Consider the following 20394-nt stretch of genomic DNA (forward strand, 5'->3'; position numbering starts at 1 on the left):
AATTATGAATACTAAATTATTTTCAGAAGATGATACTAGAGTCAAATTTATAGATACAAAGCTTTATGAGAGTTCTTATAAAGAAGAAAATATTAGACGAAATTATTATTTTACAGATGGTAGAAAACTTTTAGGTGGCAAAAGAGGTGAAAGAAAATTTGCAGATTATTTGCTTAGATATGAAGGCAATAACCTTGCTATAATAGAAGCAAAAAAACTCAGCAAAGATCCACTAGATGGCTTATCTCAAGGTATAGAATATGCAAAAATTTTAAATATATCTTTTGTATATAGTAGCAATGGAGAAAAAATTTACGAATACGATATGAGAAGCCACAAAGGAGAATACATAGACAAATTCCCAAGTCCAAAAGAGCTTTTTGATAGAATTTATGGCAATATCAAAGAATGGCAATACAGGCTTTTAACTCAAAATGTTATGTATATTCCGCAAAAAGAATTAAGATATTATCAAAAAATAGCCATAGATAAAGTCATAGAAGCCATCATAAATGATAAAAATAGAATTTTACTCACTCTTGCTACTGGTACAGGAAAAACTACTATAGCTTTTAATTTGTGCTATCGTTTGCTAGAAGCAAAATGGAATAAAGAAAACAAAGATCAAAAACCTAAGATATTGTTTTTATGCGATAGAGTAAGTTTAAGAGATCAAGCCTTAGGAGAATTTAATCCCATAGAAAGTGATTGTAAGGCAATTAGCGCTGAGGAGATAAAGAAAAATAATGGAAAAATCATAACAAATGCAAATGTTTTCTTTGGAATTTATCAAAGCTTAGCTGCAAATTCAAAAGAACAAGAAAACACTCAAGAAGAACAAGAGAGTAAATTTTATCTTCAGTATCCAAAAGATTTTTTTGATCTTATCATCATAGATGAGTGCCACAGAGGCGGAGCAAACGAAGAAGGAAGCTGGAGAGCTGTGCTTGAGTATTTTTCTTATGCAACTCAGCTTGGCTTAACTGCTACTCCAAAAAAAGAAGAAAATATAGACACTTATGAGTATTTTGGTGAGAGTGTTTATGATTATAGTCTTAAAAGTGGCATTGAAGATGGATTTTTAACACCTTATAAAGTCAAACTCATAAAAACAACTTTGAGTGATGGCTATACTTATAATCCTGATGATTTGATACAAGGTGAGCTTGAAAAAGGCTTTTATAAACAAAGTGAATTTGAAAGAAATATCTTTTTACCAAACTATAATGATTTTATCGCTAAGAAAATTTTAGAGCTTATAAACCCTATGGATAAAACTATAATTTTTTGTGCAAATCAAACTCACGCAAGCGAAGTAAAAAGAGCTATAGATAAATATAAAAGTGTTAAAAGAGATGATTATTGTGTAAGAGTTACTAGTGATGAAGGCAAAATAGGGCTTGATTATTTGAAATTGTTTCAAGATAATGATAAAAGCTATCCTGTCATACTTACAAGCTCTAAAATGCTTACAACTGGAGTGGATGCAAAAAATGTGCGAAATATAGTATTGCTAGCAAATATAGGTTCTATGGTGGAATTTAAGCAAATCATCGGGCGTGGCACTAGGGTTTATGAAGGTAAGGACTTTTTTACTATACTTGATTTTGTAGGCACTACTAAGCTTTTTTATGATCCAAAATGGGATGGTGAAAAAATAGAAGATTTAAAAGAAAATGATGAAAAAGAAAAAATTACTAAAGAGCATATAAAACAAACAAAAGAAGAAAATAAAGAGAAAAATAGCGTAACTATACATTTAAAAGGCACAAAATTAAAGGTTTTAGATATCACCACAAGTTATGTAGGAGCACAAGGAAAGCCACTTAGCACTAAAGAATTTTTGGAATTTTTAATAGGAAAGCTTGGTGAGTATTATGATGATGAAGCAAAATTGCGTGAAATTTGGAGTGATCAAAAAAATAGAGAAAGATTTTTAAAAGCCCTTGCAAATGATGGAATAGATGAAGATGCTTTAAAAGATCTAAGAGAAATTTTTCAAAAAGATTGTGATATATATGATGTTTTGGCGCATTTAGGCTTTAATAGCGAGATAAAAACAAGACAAGAGCGTGTTTTGCAAGTAGAAAATAGTGAGTTTTTAAAACGCTTTCAAAAAGAAAAGGCTATAAAATTTATAGAATTTTTACTAAATAGATATCAAGAATACGGCATAAAAGACTTTGATGATGGCTTAAAACCGCTTATAGAGCTTAGTTCTTTAGGCAATGTAAGAGAATTAGCCGATGAATTTGGTGGCTTAGAAATTCTAAAACAAAGCTTTGATGATTTACAAAGGGAGATTTATGCAAGATAAAGAAATAGAAAATACAACGGCAATAAACACCTATGTGAAAAATAAAAATGATGTTGCTTTTGAGATTTGCCTTGATTCTGTAATGGATGACTCGTGTAGTAGATTTTTATTATCATTAATTAACGACTTTGAGGAAGGTGAGTGGAGATTTGAGAAATTTAATCAATATATAATGAATGCATTGGCTGAAACTGCCTTATCGAAAACAGAAAGAGAAGCTTTAGCTTCAAAAGAAGAGTATTATTCCATAATACAACGATCTGTTGCAAATCTAAATAAAAAAGAAGGAGAGATAGGAGAAATTTTTCTTTATGGTATTATGAAGAAATACTATAATGCTTTACCTATTGTGCCTAAGATTTTTTATAAACAAAATGCCAATGATAATGCAAAAGGCGCAGATAGCGTTCATTTAACTATAGAGAATAAAGAATGTCATTTGTGGCTAGGGGAATCTAAATTTTATACAGATATAACCAATGCAATTAGTGAAGCTATAAAATCCATTAAAGACCTTTTAGTAAAAGACAAGCTAAATAAAGAAAAGTCTATTATTATGGATATAAATGATGTTGAATCTTTTATCAAAGATAAAATCTCTGAAGAAAGTATAGATAAAATAAAAAGAGTTTTAAAACAAGATACTTCCATAGATGAACTAAAGAATATCTTACATATTCCAATATCAATCATTCATCAATGCGAGATAACTAAAACATATAACGAGTTATCAGAAGAATATAAACAAAAAATAGTAAATTTTCATCAAGAGAAAGCAAAACAAGTTATTACAAAAATTACCAATGAGCTAAACAATGTGCATAAGATAGAAAAAATAAAATTTCATATCATTTTATTTCCTGTACCAGATAAAGAAAAAATCAAACGCGATTTTGCCAAAAAACTAGAGGCAGCCAAATGACCAGTGAGCAAATTTTTAATGAATGTGTAAAGATATATGAAAATCTAAATGATAACAACAAAGAAACAGAAGCTAAAGAAAAGCTTTTTTATTTGCTTGATAAAATTCAAGATAAAGCTTTATATCCGCCTATATTAAATCATCTAATCAGACAATTTGGCTTATATCCTTATATGAATCAATCTACTTCAATTTTAGAAGACAAATTCTTACTAGAATGTTTTAAAACAAATATAGGAGAAGATGAACCAAAGGTTTTACATAGGGAGCAATCAAGGGTTTTAAAAAGACTTTTAAGTAATGATAGTCTTATTTTATCTGCTCCAACAAGCTTTGGCAAAAGTTTTATTATTGATGCTTTAATAGCTATGAAAAAACCAAAAAATATATTAATCATTGTCCCTACAATTTCTTTATTAGATGAAACTAGAAGAAGACTTGTAAGGAAATTTTACGACTATAAAATAATTACAACTACACAACAAACCAATCTTGAAAATAATAATATCTTTATTTTTTCTCCAGAAAGAGCAGTTGAATATTTTTCATTTATTCGCAAAGAAAATATAAAGCTTGATTTTTTTATTGTTGATGAGTTTTATAAGATATCAAAGGAATACGAAAATGAAAGATTTGCCCCATTGCAAAATGCTATTTTGAAATACACAAATATCTCCAGTCAAAGATATTATGTTTGCCCTAATATAGATAAGATAAATAATAAAAATAGTATTCTTTGTGAAGGAATGGAATTTGAATGCCTGAATTTTAATACTGTTTTTATCAATATTAATAAATGTTACAAGGAGCAAAATTTTAAAAAAGAACAAAAAATTATAGATATAATAAAAAGAGACGAAAAAACTCTAGTTTATACTAAAAGTCAAAATAGTATAAAGAATGTTTATGCTATTTTGTCAAAAAATGATGTTGTAGAAAATTCAAATACTTTATTAGAAAATTTTTCAAAATGGCTATCAAAATATTATGGAAAGTATTACCTTAATGATGCATTAAAAATTGGTATAGGAATACATCATGGAAAACTTCATAGATGCCTATCACAATTGCAAGTAAAACTATTTGATGAGAAGGATTTGTTAAAAACTATCATTTCCACCTCTTCTTTAATAGAGGGAATTAATATTCCAGCAAAAAATCTTATTTTATGGGATAATAAAAATGGGTCGAAAATTATAAATCATTTGACTTATAAAAATATTATAGGCAGAAGTGGAAGGATGTTTAAATATTTTATAGGTGAAGTATATTTATTTGAATCTCCAAACGAAGATAATAATCAAGAAAAAATATTAGATGTAGAAATCAAATCAGAATCCTTGTCTATTAATGATGAAATAAACAATGAAATTCCGAATAATATACAAGTAGAAGTTGAAAATAATCAATTAGAAATAATAAAATTAATAGGAAAAGATAAATTTAATTTACTTAAAAAAGAAGCTTCACTGAAAAATGATTTAGAAGTTATTATAAAAATAATTCAAATACTACAAAGTGAAGATTTTAATAGTGAAATTTTTACATATTTATTTAATGATGAACCGGATAAATGGTATATATTGTCTAAAATTGCAATTATAAGAGAGTTTCATTGTAGAAATATTAATGATATTAATAATGTTGAGTTGGTAAAAAAAATATCACGAAATTGGATTAAACCATTGCCAGAACTTATTAAAGATATGCAAATTGATTTAGATGATTTTTTTAAATTTGAAAACCATGTGGCTTTTAAAGTTGCATCGTTATTTTCTGATATTAACATTTTGCAAAAGATACTTTATCCTGAAAAGTGGATAGATATTTCAAGTTTTGTTACAAAACTTTCAAATGCTTTTTTACCATCAGTGGTATATACTCTTGAAGAATTTGGATTACCTAGAATCATTTCTAAAAAACTTCATCAATGTGGATTTATTGATTTTGAAAATAATGATTTAACAATAGAGCAAGCGTTAAACAAATTTAAAGAACATACAGCTGATGATATAATCAATATATTAAAAGAAAAAAATCTTTACGATAATTTTGAAGATTATATATTAAATTATTTTTATGAAGGTTTGGGATAATAAAATGACAAATTTACCGCGGGGTTGGGAAGTTAAAAAGCTTGGTGAAATAGGTGAAATTGTTACAGGTTTAACACCTAGTAAGAATAATTTAGATTTTTATGGAAAAGATTACCCATTTTTTAAGCCAAGTGATTTTGAACAAGGATATTTTTTAGAAAGTGCTGTAGATAATTTGTCTAAGTTGGGTTTTGAAAAAGCTAAACAACTTCCATCAAAAACAATTCTTGTGGTTTGTATAGGTTCTTTAGGTAAAGTAGCATTAACTAGAGTTATTGGAAGTTGCAATCAGCAAATAAATGCAATTATCTCAAATAAAAATATAATTCCAGAGTATATTTATTATTATTGCATATCTTCTAAATTTCAGTCTATATTATTTTTAAAAGCACCTCAAACAACTTTACCTATTTTAAATAAAACTGAATTTTCTAAGCTAGAAATTATGTATCCAAAAAATGTAAAAGAGCAAGAAAGGATAGTGGGAATTTTAGATGAGAGTTTTGCAAATATAGATGAGAGTATAAAAAATTTAGAGCAGGATTTGCTAAATTTAGATGAGTTAATGCAAAGTGCTTTACAAAAGGCTTTCAATCCTTTAAAAGACAATGCTAAGGAAAATTATCAACTTCCGCATGGTTGGGAATGGAAAAGCTTAGGGGAAATATGTTTTATTACAGACGGAACACACAAAACACCTAACTATATAAAAACAGGGATTCCTTTTTTATCTGTTAAAAATATTTCTAAAGGTTTTTTTGATTTAAGCGATGTCAAATACATTTCACTAGAAGAGCATAACAAGCTCATAAAAAGAGCTAAACCTGAATTTGGAGATATTTTAATTTGTCGTATTGGAACTTTAGGAAAAGCTATAAAAATTTCTTTAGAATTTGAATTTAGTATTTTCGTTAGCTTAGGGCTTTTAAAACCAAAAGTTAAAATTATAAGTGATTATTTGGTTTATTTTTTAAATTCTTATTTTATTGAAGGGTGGATTAATAATAATAAAGTTGGTGGTGGAACACATACTGCAAAATTAAATTTAAATATTTTAGAAAAATGTCCTGTTGCACTGCCCCCACTCAAAGAGCAAGAGCAAATCGCATCATATTTAGATGAGCTTTCTTTAAATATAAAAGATTTAAAGCAAAATTATCAAACACAGATAAAAAATTTACAAGAGCTTAAAAAATCATTGCTAGATAGAGCTTTTAAAGGAAGATTATAAATGTTAAAAATTTTATCAAATTTTAACACATTAGCTAGATATGTTAAAAATTTTTGATTTTTTTAACATATTTTTTGAAGGATAAAAATGCAAAAAAATATAAAACGAAATCTTGCTATGGATTTTTTAAGTTTTAGCTTGGAAAATCAGAAAGATTTTTTAGAAGTGATTTATAAAGATGATGATATATGGCTTAGCGTATCTTTAATGGCTAAGCTATTTGAATGTTCTAGTGATAATATTTATCTACACCTTAATAATATTTATAAAGAAAATGAGCTTGATAAAAATTCAACTTCCGAGGAAATCTCGGTAGTTCAAAAAGAAGGAAAAAGAGAAGTTAAAAGAAAAATAGCATTTTATAATCTTGATGCTATTATAAGCGTAGGATATAGAATAAATTCTTATAAAGCTACAAAATTTAGACAATGGGCTACGGCAATTTTAAAACAATTTAGCATTAAAGGGTATGTGCTAGATAAAGAGCGTTTGAAAAATGGTAGTGCGATAAATAAAAATTATTTTGATGAGCTTTTAGAAGAAATTAGAGAAATAAGAGCTAGCGAGAGATTGTTTTATCAAAAAATAACAGATATTTACACAACGGCGATTGATTATGATAAAAACGATAAATTAACTAAAGAATTTTTTGCTAGTGTTCAAAATAAACTTCATTTTGCTATACATAAACATACCGCAGCAGAGCTTATAAAACAAAGAGCAGATCATAAAAAAGAAAATATGGGACTTTATACATGGAAAAATGCCCCTGAAGGAAAAATTTTACAAAGCGATGTGGTGATTGCTAAAAATTATCTTAGTCAAGATGAGCTTTTAGAATTAAATCGTATAGTTGGTATGTATCTTGATTATGCTGAAGATAGAGCAAAGAAAAATATAGCTATGAGTATGCAAGATTGGAAAGATAGATTAGATATTTTTTTGGAATTTAATGAAAGAGAAATCTTAAAAGATAATGGCAAAATAAGTAAGAAATTAGCAGATGATTTTGCTAAAGAAGAATTTTATAAATTTAGAATTATTCAGGATAAAAATTATAAATCAGATTTTGATAAAACTATTTTAAAAATTTTGAAGGATAAAAATGCAAAATAAAATAGATAAAATCACAGATATTTTAAGAAGAGATGATGGTATAAGCGGTGCTATGCATTATAGTGAGCAAATTAGCTGGATATTGTTTTTGAAATTTTTAGATGATTATGAGACAAATTTAAAAGATTTAGCCTTTTTAGATGGTAAAGATTATAAAAGCATTTTAGAAGAAAAATTTAGCTGGAGTGTTTGGGCAGCACCAAAAAAAGATGGCAAACTCGATGTAAAAAATGCTTTAAGTGGTAAGGATTTGCTTGATTTTGTAAATAATGAATTGTTTGTTTATCTTAAAAATTTTAAAAGCAATGATGATTTTAAAAGTATAGAATACAAAATAGGCGGAATTTTTGAATTTATAGACAATCGCATCGCAAACGGCCATACCTTAAGAGAAGTGATAAATATAGTCGATGAGATGAGTTTTAACAAAGAAGATGATGTTTTTGCCTTGGGTGAAGTTTATGAAAAGCTTTTAAAAGATATGGGGAGTGATGGTGGAAATAGTGGAGAATTTTATACTCCGCGTCCTTTGATAAAAGCTATGGTAGAGGTTATAAACCCTAAAGCAAAAGAAAGAATTTATGATCCTTCTTGTGGGAGTTGTGGCTTTTTAGTGGAGAGTTTTTTGCATATTTTATATGAAGATAGAGCTAAAGGAAAAAAGGCAAATTTGAGTGTAGAAGAGCTTGAATTTTTAAAAAATGATGCGCTTTTTGGACAAGAAAAAACCCCGCTTAGCTATGCAATGGGCGTTATGAATATGATACTTCATGAAATTTCAAGCCCAAATATCATAAAAACAAATACTTTAAGTAAAAAAATCACAGATATAACAGAAAGCCAAAGATACGAAGTAATACTTGCAAATCCACCTTTTGGTGGCAAAGAAAAAGAGCAAATTCAAGAGAATTTTCCTATAAAGTCAAATGCTACTGAACTTTTATTTTTACAGCATATTTTAAAATCTTTAAAAAACAACGGAAGATGTGCTATAGTAGTGCCTGAAGGTGTGCTTTTTCAAAATTCAAATGCCTTTGTGAGTGTAAAAAAAGATTTATTAGATGATTTTAATTTAGAGTGCGTTTTGAGCTTGCCAAGCGGGGTATTTTTGCCTTATAGTGCGGTTAAGACTAATGTGCTTTTTTTCTCTAAAGGTAAAAAGTGCATTTGTGAAGGCGATGGGGTGTATTATTATGAACTTATACCACCTTTTAAACTTACTAAAAATAAGCCTTTAGAATATGCACATTTTAAAGAATTTCTAAAATGCTATAAAGAAAGAAAAATTACGCCAAATTCTTATATAGTAAGCTTAGAAGAATTAAAAAATAGAAACTATGATTTAAGCGCTAAAAATCCAAATGCAAAAGAAGAAAAGGCTTTGCGTGAAGTGGAAGAAATTTTAGATGATTTAAAACAAAATCAAGAAAAAGCCAAAGAGCTTTTAGAAAAAATTCAAAAAACTCTTGTTTAAGGCATCAAAAGTATATCTACTAAATCATTTTGTTTTATATCATCATTTGCTATCATAAGCGCAGCTTTGTTATTTAGGTTGTTTATGATGGCACTTGAGCCTTCTTTTTTGCCTTTTAAATTCGCATAAATTTTTCCATCTTTAAATTCCACATTGCAAGCTACAAATTCTAAATGTGGGCTTTTTTTCTTATAATCAGTATTTAAAAATGCTTTAAAGGCATAGTCTTTTTCTTGCAAAAGCCAAGCATTTAAAAGTTCTCGAACATATAAATTAAACATTACCATCGCTGAATATGGAAAACCAGGCAAGGCAAAGATAAATTTATCTTCAAATTTAGCTATTTTTATATGTTTTCCTGGTTTGACATTTACTTTATCTATAATGATTTGATATTCTTTTATAGCTTGTTTTAAAAAGTCAAAATCACCCATAGAAACTCCACCTGTAGTGATTAAAATATCGCAAGAATTTAAAGCTTGTTTTAAAGTAGAATTTGTTTTTTCTTTATCATCTTTTAAAAGTGGAAAAATTCTAACATCACAATTTAATTTTTTTGCCATATTTGCTATGGCTACATGATTTGATGAGCGAATTTGTGCAGGATTGTCTAAGCTTTCTCCAAGATCTTTTATCTCGCTACCACTACTTAAAACACCTATTATAGGTTTTATGAAAACACTTATATGAAAATATCCAAGTTCAGCTAAAAGTGCTATTTCACTATAATTTATCTTTGTGCCTTTTTTTAGCAAAATTTCACTTTTTTTATAGCTTTCTCCTATTTTTCTTACAGCAAAGCCTTCGCTAACTTTTTCTTTTATGATTAAAGTATCTTCTTTTACTTCTACTTTTTCTATAGGTATTAAAGTATCACTTCCTTCGCTCATCAATGAGCCCGTAAAGGTTTTAACACATTCTTTATCTTTTAAATTAAAACTAGGAAAAATTCCTGCAGGAATTTCTCCTATGATCTTTAAATTCTCATTTTGATCTTTAAATTTTATAGCATATCCATCCATAGCTGAAGTTGGAATTTCAGGATAATCTTTTAAAGCTATGATATCTGTTGCTAAAATTCTATCTAAGCATTCTGTTAATGCTATTTTTTCTATTTTTTCATAAGAATTTATCGCTTGTTTTAAGCTTTTTAAACTATCTTCATAATTTTGCATTTTAATCCTTTAAAATTCCAGCGCCTTTAAGTTTTAAAGAACGCTCTTTTGCATAAATTTTTTCTCCATTTATAACATCGTATTTCCATATAGGAGCACTAGCCTTAAAATCTTCTACAAAATCATTTATAAGCTTTAAGCCTAGTTTTCTTTGTTTGCTTAAAACACCAGCAAAATAAGAGCTTTCGTGAATTTTAACTTCACCGATAGAATGAGCAAACATTAATATAACATTATCATTTTTTACTCTTTGACACCATTTTTCAAACCAATTTTTAAGCAAAGGCTCGTATATATCAAAGCTTAATGCACTTATGCCACCTTCATCTCTTACTATGCCGCAAAATGTTATTAAAGCTCCGCAATTTTGATTTTTAGAAAATTCATACCATTTTGCATAAATTTCATTTATATCTAAAGATCCATTATATAGTTCAAACATTTATCAACCTCCACAAACTGGTGGAAGTAAGCAGATTTTATCTCCATCTTTAAAATTTATATTTTCATCAAAAAGCATTTCATCATTTAAAGATATAGCACAAAGTTCTAGCCATTCTTTTAAACTTTCGTCTTTTTTTAAAATTTCTTTTAATTGTTTTAAATTTTTTACATCAATTTCTATGTTATCTTTGTTGATTGGGCCTAAAAATTCAATTTTTACCACTAATTTTCCTTAAAATTATTTATTAGTTTATATAATATCAAAAATCAAATAAAAAAGGTCATTAATGCAAATTAAAAATTATTTAGATAATGATTTTAAAACGCCAGCTTATATAGTAGAAGAAAATAAGCTGAGAAAAAATTGCGAACTTTTAGCTAAAGTAAGTGAGCAAAGCGGTGCAAAAATTTTACTTGCTTTGAAAGGTTTTGCTTTTTCAGGTGCTATGGATATAGTTGGTGAGTATTTATCAGGATGCACTTGTAGTGGTCTTTGGGAAGCAAAATTTGCAAAAGAATATATGAACAAAGAAATTCATACTTTTTCACCTGCTTTTAAAGATGATGAAATAGATGAGATTATAGAGCTTTCACATCATATAGTATTTAACTCTTTTAATCAGTTTAAAAAATTTAAAGGCAAAGCAAGTCACAAACCTCTTGGTTTGCGTTGCAATCCAGAGCTTTCTGTGGCCCCAAAAGAAATTTATAATCCTTGTGGAAGGTATTCAAGACTCGGTATCCGTGCTATTGATTTTGAAAATGAAGATTTAACTTATGTAAGCGGACTTCATTTTCATGCTTTATGTGAAGAAAGTGCTGATTCTTTAGAGCTAGTTTTAAAAGCTTTTGAAGATAAATTTGAAAAATATATTAAAAAAATGAAATGGATAAATTTTGGTGGCGGTCATCATATAACTAAGCAAGGTTATGATGTAGAAAAACTTATAAATCTTTGTAAGAATTTTTCTGATAAATACGGAGTGCAAGTATATCTTGAACCAGGAGAAGCTATTGGATGGCAATGTGGTACTTTGGTAGCAAGTGTAGTAGATATAATAAAAAATGAAAAAGATATAGCTATTTTAGATACTTCAAGTGAAGCTCATATGCCAGATACCATAATAATGCCTTATACTAGCGAAGTTTTAAATGCAAGAATTTTATCAAGTCGTGATGGTGAAAAATATAATGAGTTATCAAAAGATGAATTTGCATATTTGCTCGGTGGTAATACTTGTTTAGCAGGAGATATAATGGGAGAATATGCTTTCAAAGATAAGTTAAAAATAGGTCAAAAGATAGTATTTTTAGATCAGGCTCATTATTCCATAGTAAAAAATACAACATTTAATGGCGTTATTTTACCAAATTTAATGTTCTTAGATAAAAATGGAAGATTAAATATGGTTAGAGAATTTGGATATGAGAATTATTCAAAAAGAAACTAAAAGTAATATTTCTTTAAAGTTTTTTTTAAATTTATGTTTTTTAAATAAAACTTTTTTTAAAATAGAAATGGAAACTGAAAATTAATAAAACTACAATGCCATTTTAGTAGGCTTGTAATATTTAGGAGTGATTGATGCATAGGATTATGTTGGCTCTTTTAGCCTGTTTTAACTTTCTATTTGCTCAAGATATGTTTGATGCAAAAAACACTCAAATTTGGGATGTTCAAAGAGTGTTAAATATAGAAAGTTATCAAAATTTTGGTGCCTTGTGGACTAAATTGCAAGGTGAGTATATTGCAAGTGCTGTTTTGATTATACTTATAGTGGTTATTTCGGCTTTTGCATTACATTATATGGTTATAGGACCAAAGAAATTTTCCCATGATGGTAAGAAAATTTATGCTTTTTCAGTATTTGAAAGATTGTTTCATTTTGTAGCGGCAATTTCTTGGATTATACTTGTGCCAACTGGACTTATAATGATTTTTGGCTCATATTTTGGTGGAGGATTTTTCGTAAGAATGTGTAAAAACTTACATGGTATCGCTACTATTTTGTTTATCATTTCTATTATTCCTATGTTATTGTGTTGGATTAAAAGAATGCTACCTGCAAGTTATGATTTAAGATGGATGATGATAGTTGGCGGTTATTTAAGTAAAGAAAAACGCCCCGTTCCGGCAGGTAAATTTAATTTTGGACAAAAATCTTGGTATTATATAGCAGTTTTTGGTGGTTTTGTGATGATAATTACCGGTGCATTTATGTTTTTCCTTGATTTTAATTCTACTTCACTTCAGTCATTTTTTGGGGTTTCTCATATAGATATTTTAAGAGCTTCAGCTATTATACATAATATCCTAGGAATTTTATGTGCAGTATTTTTTGCCATTCATATTTATATGGCTGTATTTGCTATTAAAGGAAGTATCCATTCTATGATTAATGGTTATAAAGAAGAAGAAGAAGTTTATATTTTACATTCTTATTGGTATAAAGAATTAAGTGATAAAAAGCAAATCAATCCATCTTTTACTTATGATTCGAAAACAAAATTTTAATTTTTCTTGATTTTTTTGAATTTTCCTTGTTATAATCTAATAAAAATATAACAAGGAAAAACTATGATTGAAGATATCGATCTTTCGCGTAAATATTTTTATGAATTTTTTTCAAAAGCTTTTAATTTTATTGATGAAAGTGAATTTGAAATTTGGCACGAGCAAATTTTAGTTTTAGCTCAAAATCCTTTAGATGATAGTTTAAAACCTGATTTTGAAAAGCTTGGCGCGTGTGATTTTACTAGTTTTAAAGAAGAACAAAATGGGGTTTTTTTTGATTTTTCTTATGTAAATGTTCCAATCAGCGCTTCTTTTTATGATGAGGGTAGAGATGATGGTAAAATGAAAATACAAGCTTGTGATATTATCAGAAAAACAAAATTTAGAAAAAATGAAGAATGCAAACAAAGTGAAGATGAATTTGGATTTTTATTTGCTTTTATGGCAAGTATTATAGAATATGATTTAAAGATAGCTCAGCAATTATTTCGCTTTGTAATTAATCCTGTTGTTGATGAATTTATAGAAAAACTTCAAATTCATAAAAACTCAAATCTCTATATATCCATAGCAAACATTATGAAAGTTTTTTTTCAAAATGAAAGAGCTTATTTAGAAGTACAAGCGCCTGCTAAAAGAGAAGGTAAAAGCATTGCTGATGAAGCTTTACAAAGACTTCCTTATGAACCGAGGCTTCCAACCAAATTTAGCAAAACAAACATAGAAGAACTAAGTAAATTATAAAATAATATGTATTTTGTTACAAAAATACATATTATCAAAATCAACTTTTTATGAAAATAAAAATTAAATAAAATATTAAGTGAAAATATGCGAAATTTATCTCGTTTAGTGTGCAAAAGTTTAGAAAATAAACCTTTGTGAATTATTCTTTACTTTTATTTCAAAGGAGAGAGCATGGAGGCTAACCAAAGAAGAGATTTTTTAAAAAAATCTTTAAAAATTGGTGCTTTAGGTGTGGTAGCTGGTGCAAGTGTTAGTGCTTTAGCTAAAGAAGACTGCCAAGAACAAAATAGTGTAGTTTTGGGTAAAAGTACAAAAAAAGAGATACTTTATAAAAAAACTATGCACTGGGAAAAGTATTACAAAATAGCTTATTAAAAGGAAAGGAAAGTCATGGCATTGGCAAGAAGAAATTTTCTAAAGCTTGCTGGTATTGCTAGTCTTGGAAGTGCAGCTTTTGGTAGTGAAAATAAAGCTATTAGAGCTGCTAGTGAGCAAGAAGTAGCAAACCCTTATCCAGATTCTAAGATTGTAAGAACAATCTGTAGTATCTGTAGTGCAGGCTGTGGAATCAAAGCAGAAGTACAAGATGGAGTTTGGGTGCGTCAAGAAAACGCTATAGAACATCCTATTTCACAAGGATCGCACTGCTGTAAAGGGATAGATCAAATTGATCTTACTAAATCAAAACAGCGTATTAAATATCCTATGAAAAAAGAAAACGGCAAATGGGTGCGTTTGACTTGGGAGCAAGCTATCAATGAAATTGGTGATAAAATGCTTGAAATCCGTAAAGAAAATGGACCCGATAGTGTTATGTTTTTAGGTTCGGCTAAATTTAATAACCAACAAGCTTATTATTTTAGAAAATTTGCAGCATTTTGGGGTACTAATAATATAGACCACGTTGCTAGAATTTGACACAGCGCAACAGTCGCCGGTGTGGCGAATACATGGGGTTATGGCGCTATGACAAATCATTTTGGTGATGTGACTAAACACTCAAAAATGATGATTATTTTTGGTGCAAATACTGCTGTGGCAAATCCTATTGGATTTAAACACTTATTGCAAGCAAAAGATCGTAATAATGCTAAATTAGTAGTTGTAGATCCTGTATTTACAAAAACTGCAGTACATGCTGATGAATATGTAAGAATTCGTCCAGGAACTGATATAGCTTTAGTTTATGGTATGCTTCATTTAATATTCAAAAACAGTTGGGAAGATAAAGAATTAATCAAAACTAGAACTTATGGGGTTGAAGAAATAAAAGCAGAAGCTGCAAAATGGACTCCAGAGATTGTAGAAGATGTAACAGGTGTTCCAGCTACTCAACTTGAAAAAATTACAAGAATGTTAGCTACAATCAAACCTGCTACGCTATTTTGGGCTTTAGGTATTACTCAACACTCAGTAGGTAGTTCTAATACAAGAATTCTAGCTATCTTGCAACTCGTTCTTGGTAATATAGGCAAACCAGGTGCGGGAACAAACATCATCAGAGGTCATGATAATGTTCAAGGTGCTACTGATATGGGTTGTTTAGCTGATACTTTACCAGCTTATTATGGACTTGATGATAATGCTTGGAATCATTTTTCTAATGTATGGAATGTAGAAAGAGAGTATTTAAATTCAAGATTTTATTCTAAAGAATGGATGCATGAAAAAGGCTTTTCACTAGCAAAATGGTGGCAAGGTGTTTTACATGAAGAAAAAACTTATTCAAACTCACCTATTAGAGTGCTTTGGGTGCAAGGAACGGGTATTACTTCTATGGCACATACGGTAAAAATTCAAGAAGCACTTAAAAAGCTTGATATGATAGTAATTGCTGAGCCTTTTGTAAATGAAGTAGCAGTTTTAGCAGATCGTCCTGATGGTATTTATATTATTCCTGCTTCAACTCAATTTGAAACAGAAGGTTATGTGACTGCAACTAACCGTGCTATGCAATGGCGTTCTCAAGTAGTAAAACCAATTTATGAAAGTAAAGAAGATCAAGAGATTATGTTTGCTTTTGCTAAAAAATTCGGTTTTTATAAAGAATACACTCGTGGCATGAAAATGGAATTAAAAGATCATAAACTTATACAAACAAGAGATGATAATGATGATAATTTCATATGGCCTGATGATGCTACAAGAGAAATGAGCAATGGTCTTTTAAGCATAGGTTTAAGAGGTATTTCAGCTGAGCGTTTAAGAAAGCATCAACAAAATTGGGAACATTTTGATCCTGATACTCAAAGAGGTCTTGGTGGAGAAGTTAAGGGTGAGTATTATGGTTTACCTTGGCCTTGTTGGGACAAGCAACATCCGGGAACTTCTATCATGTGGAATACAGATATTCCTTATGAAGAAGGTGGTATGGGCTTTAGAAATCGCTTTGGTTTAGAACATGATGGACATTCTCAGTTAGCAGATGATAGTTTTACTCCAAAAGGATGTAAAGTTAAAGGCGGATACCCACAAATTACTAAAGAAAATATCGAAAAAGTGTTTAATATCAAACTAAGCGATAAAGAAAAAGAGCTAATGGGTGCTAGTTGGAGCACAGATATTTCAGGTATTATCTTAGAAAAATGTAGGGAAAAAAGTGCTTGTTGTTTAGGTAATGCAAGAGCTAGAATGAAAGTTTGGGAATTTGCTGATCCTATTCCACTACATAGAGAGCCTATACACTCACCGCGCTGGGATTTGGTTAAAAAATATCCTACTTGGGGTGATCAAGAGAAAAACTTTAGGGTTGAAAGTAAATTTATTAGTGAGCAGCAAAAAACAGATTGGAGTAAAGAGTTTCCAACTATTATTTCAAGTATGCGCTTAGTAAATTTAAGTGGTGCGGGTATGCTTGAGCGAACTAGTAAATATCTTGCAGCTATTACACCTGAGATGTTTGCTAATGTACATCCTGAACTTGCTTTAAAATATGGTATCAATGATGGTGATATGATGTGGATTCACTCTCCACAAGGGACTAAAATCAAAGTAAAATGTGTTCATAATCATTCTGTAACGCCTGATAGAATTTGCTTACCTTATAATTTTGCAGGTATTATGCAAGGGGTAGATTTAAGTTACAATTATCCAGAAGGAACTAAACCTTATACTATAGGTGAGAGTTCAAATACTGTTACCAACTATGGTTTTGATATTAATACGCAAATTTCTGAATTTAATGCAGGACTTTGCAGACTTGAGAAAGCGTAAGGTGTAAGTTATGGCTAGAATGAAATTTTATGTAGATAATAATCGCTGTATTTCTTGCTTTGCTTGTCAAGTAGCTTGTTCAAGTGCTCATGAAGTACCAGTAGGTATTAATAGAAGAAAAGTAATTACTTTAAATGATGGTATAGAAGGAAAAGAATTTTCAACAACCATTGCGTGTCAGCATTGTACTGATGCACCATGTGAGCAAGTTTGTCCTGTGAAATGCTTTTATATTAGAGCTGATGGTATTGTTTTGCATGATAAAAAAACTTGTATAGGTTGTGGATATTGTCTTTATGCATGTCCATTTGGTGCGCCACAATTTCCAAGAGATGGTGCTTTTGGTATCAAAGGAGAAATGGATAAATGTACTATGTGCGCAGGTGGTCCAGAGCCTACAAATTCTTATGAAGAAAGAGAACTTTATGGACAAAATCGTATTGCAGAAGGTAAAGTACCTATGTGTGCTGCGGTTTGTTCTACAAATGCACTTTTAGTTGGTGATGCAGCTGAAGTTAGTGCTATGTATAGAAAAAGAGTTTTGCTCAAGGGTCAAAATTTAGGACTTGATGCAAAATAACTCAAAGGGTGTTTATAAACACCCTTTTTTTTACTACTTACAATTCAAGGCTAATTCATGGAAGAGCTAATTTTACAAATTCAACAAAATCTTGATGAAAATAATAAACTTACTTGTAAAAAAGCACTAGATCTTTTAAAGCAGCATTCTAAAGAAGATTTGCAAAATGCCATTAAAGACTTAAATGTAAAAATTTTAGATTGCGAATTGGGTCAGTTTGGTAAATTAAGTAAAAATATAGCAAGAAGTGAAATTTTAGAACTTTTAGAAAACAAATTAGATCAAAATCGAAAAATAAATTGTAAGGATGCTTTAGAGTGTGCTGCTAATTTTAACATAGAAGATGTAAGGGCCACACTTAAAACTTATAAAATTGATGTTAAATATTGTGAGCTTGGTTGCTTTAAAGAAAAAAAAGGTAAAAAATTTCATATCAAAAGTAAAATTTGGGTGGAAAATTCTGAAGGAGAATTGCTTTTTGGTAAAGGTAAGACAGATATTTTAGAATTAGTGGGAGAATGTGGAAGTATTTCTCAAGCAGCTAAACAACTAGGAATTAATTATAAAAAAGCATGGCTTTATATACAAGATTTAGAAAAAAATATGAAAGAAGAATTACTCATTGCTAAAAAAGGTAGAGGAATTGATTCTGGCAGTAAGCTTACTCCAAGAGCTTATGAGTTAATTAAAAATTTTAAAATTTTACAACAAGATGTAGAAGAATACACAAATAAGCGTTTTAGGGAATTATTTTTCAAGAAAAATCAAGAAAAAGACAAAACTTAATTTGAATGCAAGTTATAAAAATATATCATTAATTAAAAAAGGTAAAAAATGAAAATTGATTGTAGAGATTTAGCTTGTCCGCGTCCTGTGATAGAAACAAAAAAAGCTTTAGAAGAATTAAAAGAAAATGAAAATTTAGAAATTCTTTTAAACTCCCAAGCTTCCAAAGAAAATGTAACGAGATTTTTAAAATCTTTAAATTTGGAATTTAGCATTGAAGATGTAAATGATGAGAGTATTATTAGCATCATAAAAGATTTTAATTTAACACAAGCCCAAGAGCAAAATTTGCAAGAATACAATGTTTTATTTTTAAAAAGTGATAAGGTGGGCGATGGAGAACTTGGAAAAAATTTAATGTTAGGATTTTTAAAAACTTTAAAAGATTTACCTAATAAACCTAAAAAAATTCTTTGCGTTAATGATAGCGTTTTGATTAATACTGATTGTTCTCATATGGCTTTTGAAGCTATGAAAGAGCTTGAAAATTTAGGGATTGAGATTTATAGTTGCGGAGCTTGTTTAGAATTTTTTGGCAAAAGTGCAGATTTGAAAATAGGTAAAATAGGTAATGCTTATGAAATTTTAAATGAACTTTTTGGAAAGGCTAAGATTATCTCTTTATGATATATAAAGATCAAAAATTAACTCAATATGTTAAAGCTGCGGGTTGAGCTGCCAAATTAGACTCGGTGGGTCTTGACAAAATACTTGGCATTCTAAAACCGCATAAAAATATTTTAAGTAGTATTGGCAATAATGAAGATGCTAGTGTTTATAAGCTAAATGAAGATTTGGCTTTGGTGCAAACACTTGATTTTATTACCCCAGTGGTTGATAGTGCATATCATTTTGGTGCTATAGCTGCTGCTAATGCTTTAAGTGATGCATTTGCAATGGGTGCTGAAGTGATTAATGCTTTAAATATCGTAGGTTTTGATACTTGTCATTTTGGAAATGAAATTTTACTTGAAGTTTTAGAGGGTGCTAGAGCTAAGGTTGAAGAAGCAGGAGCTGTTCTAGTGGGTGGTCATACTATAGAAAATGATGAATTTATTTTTGGTCTTAGTGTGACAGGTATAATACATCCTAAAAAATTTATAGCGAATAATAATGCAAAAGATGGTGATGTAATTTTACTTACTAAGCCTATAGGCAGCGGTATTATTAGTACCGCTATAAAAGCTAATCTGCTAGAAAAAGAAAAGATTCTAAAAGCAGTAGATCAAATGAGTTTTTTAAATGTATATGCAAGTCGTATATTAAAAAGATTTAAAAGTTTAAATGCTTTAAGTGATGTGACAGGTTTTGGTCTTTTGGGGCATTTAAAAGAAATGTTAAATAAAAATATTATGATTGAGGTATATAAAAATGAAATTCCCTTAATGGACGGAGTCTTATCAATGGCTAATATGGGAATTATTCCTGCAGGGGCTTATAAAAATAAAGATAGTTTAAAATCTTGGGTTGAAAATTTAAATGAAAATGATAAAGATATAGTTTTTTTTGATCCTCAAACTTCAGGAGGACTTTTAGCTGCTATGAGTGAAAAGGAAGCTAATGAAGCTATAAAAGTTCTAAAAGATGAAAACATAGAAGCAAAAATTATTGCACGATGTGTAAAAAATACTCATAATTATTTATTATTACGCTAATATTTTATTTACAATCAAAAATATATGTTTATATTTGTTACTTTTTAACATATAAAGACAAATTATAATTAAATATATGTTGATTTTTGTTGCATTTTTTGTATCATAAGTACATATTAACTA

The 20394-nt window shown here is 29.1% G+C and carries 18 protein-coding genes; 15 read left to right on the plus strand and 3 right to left on the minus strand.

What is annotated here, in order from left to right; translation table 11 throughout:
• The first annotated feature begins 4 nt into the window (after window positions 1-4).
• From hsdR to CARM_RS01640, 6 genes are all read left to right on the plus strand, one after another.
• Window positions 5-2317, plus strand: a complete 2313-nt coding sequence (hsdR, locus tag CARM_RS01615; protein WP_139424488.1) for an EcoAI/FtnUII family type I restriction enzme subunit R — start codon at window positions 5-7, stop codon at window positions 2315-2317.
• Window positions 2307-3239, plus strand: a complete 933-nt coding sequence (locus CARM_RS01620) for a HamA C-terminal domain-containing protein (protein ID WP_161593909.1) — start codon at window positions 2307-2309, stop codon at window positions 3237-3239. The genes hsdR and CARM_RS01620 overlap by 11 nt, the downstream gene beginning before the upstream one ends.
• Complete coding sequence (locus CARM_RS01625; protein WP_139424492.1) at window positions 3236-5335, plus strand: DEAD/DEAH box helicase; 2100 nt, start codon at window positions 3236-3238, stop codon at window positions 5333-5335. The genes CARM_RS01620 and CARM_RS01625 overlap by 4 nt, the downstream gene beginning before the upstream one ends.
• A 4-nt stretch (window positions 5336-5339) precedes the next feature.
• The gene (locus CARM_RS01630; protein WP_139424494.1) at window positions 5340-6566 is read left to right on the plus strand and encodes a restriction endonuclease subunit S; all 1227 of its coding nucleotides are present in this window, start codon (window positions 5340-5342) and stop codon (window positions 6564-6566) included.
• Between the two features lie 87 nt (window positions 6567-6653).
• Window positions 6654-7682, plus strand: a complete 1029-nt coding sequence (locus tag CARM_RS01635) for a virulence RhuM family protein (RefSeq protein ID WP_139424497.1) — start codon at window positions 6654-6656, stop codon at window positions 7680-7682.
• Window positions 7672-9156 (plus strand): HsdM family class I SAM-dependent methyltransferase, encoded by a 1485-nt coding sequence (locus CARM_RS01640; RefSeq protein ID WP_133388546.1) that lies wholly within the window; start codon window positions 7672-7674, stop codon window positions 9154-9156. The genes CARM_RS01635 and CARM_RS01640 overlap by 11 nt, the downstream gene beginning before the upstream one ends.
• Here CARM_RS01640 and CARM_RS01645 read toward each other — a convergent pair.
• The 3 genes from CARM_RS01645 to CARM_RS01655 are packed head-to-tail and all read right to left on the minus strand — an operon-like array spanning window position 9153 to window position 10998.
• Window positions 9153-10331 (minus strand): molybdopterin molybdotransferase MoeA, encoded by a 1179-nt coding sequence (locus CARM_RS01645; RefSeq protein ID WP_139424499.1) that lies wholly within the window; start codon window positions 10329-10331, stop codon window positions 9153-9155. The two genes, CARM_RS01640 and CARM_RS01645, sit on opposite strands and share 4 nt — an antisense overlap.
• Window position 10332: 1 nt before the next feature.
• On the minus strand, window positions 10333-10773 hold the full coding sequence (locus CARM_RS01650) for a molybdopterin synthase catalytic subunit (protein ID WP_139424501.1): 441 nt from the start codon (window positions 10771-10773) through the stop codon (window positions 10333-10335).
• A 3-nt stretch (window positions 10774-10776) separates the two neighbouring features.
• Window positions 10777-10998, minus strand: coding sequence for a MoaD/ThiS family protein (locus tag CARM_RS01655; RefSeq protein ID WP_139424503.1), 222 nt, complete (start codon window positions 10996-10998; stop codon window positions 10777-10779).
• A gap of 64 nt (window positions 10999-11062) precedes the next feature.
• On the opposite strand from CARM_RS01655, the gene nspC reads away from it, so the two are divergent.
• The 9 genes from nspC (at window position 11063) to selD (ending at window position 20271) form a co-directional block, all read left to right on the plus strand.
• Window positions 11063-12226, plus strand: coding sequence for a carboxynorspermidine decarboxylase (nspC, locus tag CARM_RS01660; RefSeq protein WP_139424505.1), 1164 nt, complete (start codon window positions 11063-11065; stop codon window positions 12224-12226).
• A gap of 146 nt (window positions 12227-12372) precedes the next feature.
• Window positions 12373-13290: a formate dehydrogenase subunit gamma gene (locus tag CARM_RS01665; protein ID WP_236103593.1), complete on the plus strand. Its 918-nt coding sequence runs from the start codon at window positions 12373-12375 to the stop codon at window positions 13288-13290.
• A 63-nt stretch (window positions 13291-13353) separates the two neighbouring features.
• A complete protein-coding gene (locus CARM_RS01670) occupies window positions 13354-14034 on the plus strand; it encodes a TorD/DmsD family molecular chaperone (protein ID WP_139424509.1) in 681 nt (226 codons plus the stop codon).
• Window positions 14035-14208: 174 nt separating this feature from the next.
• Window positions 14209-14412 carry a twin-arginine translocation signal domain-containing protein gene (locus CARM_RS01675; RefSeq protein WP_139424511.1) on the plus strand — a complete coding sequence of 68 codons (204 nt, stop codon included), beginning with the start codon at window positions 14209-14211 and terminating at the stop codon, window positions 14410-14412.
• Between the two features lie 15 nt (window positions 14413-14427).
• A complete protein-coding gene (locus CARM_RS01685; protein ID WP_139493280.1) occupies window positions 14428-17250 on the plus strand; it encodes a formate dehydrogenase subunit alpha in 2823 nt (940 codons plus the stop codon).
• A gap of 10 nt (window positions 17251-17260) precedes the next feature.
• Window positions 17261-17830 (plus strand): formate dehydrogenase FDH3 subunit beta, encoded by a 570-nt coding sequence (gene fdh3B, locus CARM_RS01690; protein WP_139424515.1) that lies wholly within the window; start codon window positions 17261-17263, stop codon window positions 17828-17830.
• A 57-nt stretch (window positions 17831-17887) separates the two neighbouring features.
• The gene (locus tag CARM_RS01695; protein ID WP_139424517.1) at window positions 17888-18616 is read left to right on the plus strand and encodes a winged helix-turn-helix domain-containing protein; all 729 of its coding nucleotides are present in this window, start codon (window positions 17888-17890) and stop codon (window positions 18614-18616) included.
• 48 nt (window positions 18617-18664) lie between these two features.
• Window positions 18665-19243 carry a sulfurtransferase-like selenium metabolism protein YedF gene (gene yedF, locus CARM_RS01700; protein WP_139424519.1) on the plus strand — a complete coding sequence of 193 codons (579 nt, stop codon included), beginning with the start codon at window positions 18665-18667 and terminating at the stop codon, window positions 19241-19243.
• Window positions 19240-20271 carry a selenide, water dikinase SelD gene (gene selD / locus CARM_RS01705; protein ID WP_139424521.1) on the plus strand — a complete coding sequence of 344 codons (1032 nt, stop codon included), beginning with the start codon at window positions 19240-19242 and terminating at the stop codon, window positions 20269-20271. Before yedF ends, selD begins: the two co-directional genes overlap by 4 nt.
• Window positions 20272-20394 lie beyond the last annotated feature (123 nt).

This window comes from Campylobacter armoricus (assembly GCF_013372105.1).
GTDB lineage: Bacteria > Campylobacterota > Campylobacteria > Campylobacterales > Campylobacteraceae > Campylobacter_D > Campylobacter_D armoricus.

Coding starts and splice junctions, on each gene's coding strand:
- hsdR (WP_139424488.1), top strand. CDS start 5: ATGAATACTAAATTATTTTCAGAAGATGATACTAGAGTCAAATTTATA.
- CARM_RS01620 (WP_161593909.1), top strand. CDS start 2,307: ATGCAAGATAAAGAAATAGAAAATACAACGGCAATAAACACCTATGTG.
- CARM_RS01625 (WP_139424492.1), top strand. CDS start 3,236: ATGACCAGTGAGCAAATTTTTAATGAATGTGTAAAGATATATGAAAAT.
- CARM_RS01630 (WP_139424494.1), top strand. CDS start 5,340: ATGACAAATTTACCGCGGGGTTGGGAAGTTAAAAAGCTTGGTGAAATA.
- CARM_RS01635 (WP_139424497.1), top strand. CDS start 6,654: ATGCAAAAAAATATAAAACGAAATCTTGCTATGGATTTTTTAAGTTTT.
- CARM_RS01640 (WP_133388546.1), top strand. CDS start 7,672: ATGCAAAATAAAATAGATAAAATCACAGATATTTTAAGAAGAGATGAT.
- CARM_RS01645 (WP_139424499.1), bottom strand. CDS start 10,331: ATGCAAAATTATGAAGATAGTTTAAAAAGCTTAAAACAAGCGATAAAT.
- CARM_RS01650 (WP_139424501.1), bottom strand. CDS start 10,773: ATGTTTGAACTATATAATGGATCTTTAGATATAAATGAAATTTATGCA.
- nspC (WP_139424505.1), top strand. CDS start 11,063: ATGCAAATTAAAAATTATTTAGATAATGATTTTAAAACGCCAGCTTAT.
- CARM_RS01665 (WP_236103593.1), top strand. CDS start 12,373: ATGTTGGCTCTTTTAGCCTGTTTTAACTTTCTATTTGCTCAAGATATG.
- CARM_RS01670 (WP_139424509.1), top strand. CDS start 13,354: ATGATTGAAGATATCGATCTTTCGCGTAAATATTTTTATGAATTTTTT.
- CARM_RS01675 (WP_139424511.1), top strand. CDS start 14,209: ATGGAGGCTAACCAAAGAAGAGATTTTTTAAAAAAATCTTTAAAAATT.
- fdh3B (WP_139424515.1), top strand. CDS start 17,261: ATGGCTAGAATGAAATTTTATGTAGATAATAATCGCTGTATTTCTTGC.
- CARM_RS01695 (WP_139424517.1), top strand. CDS start 17,888: ATGGAAGAGCTAATTTTACAAATTCAACAAAATCTTGATGAAAATAAT.
- yedF (WP_139424519.1), top strand. CDS start 18,665: ATGAAAATTGATTGTAGAGATTTAGCTTGTCCGCGTCCTGTGATAGAA.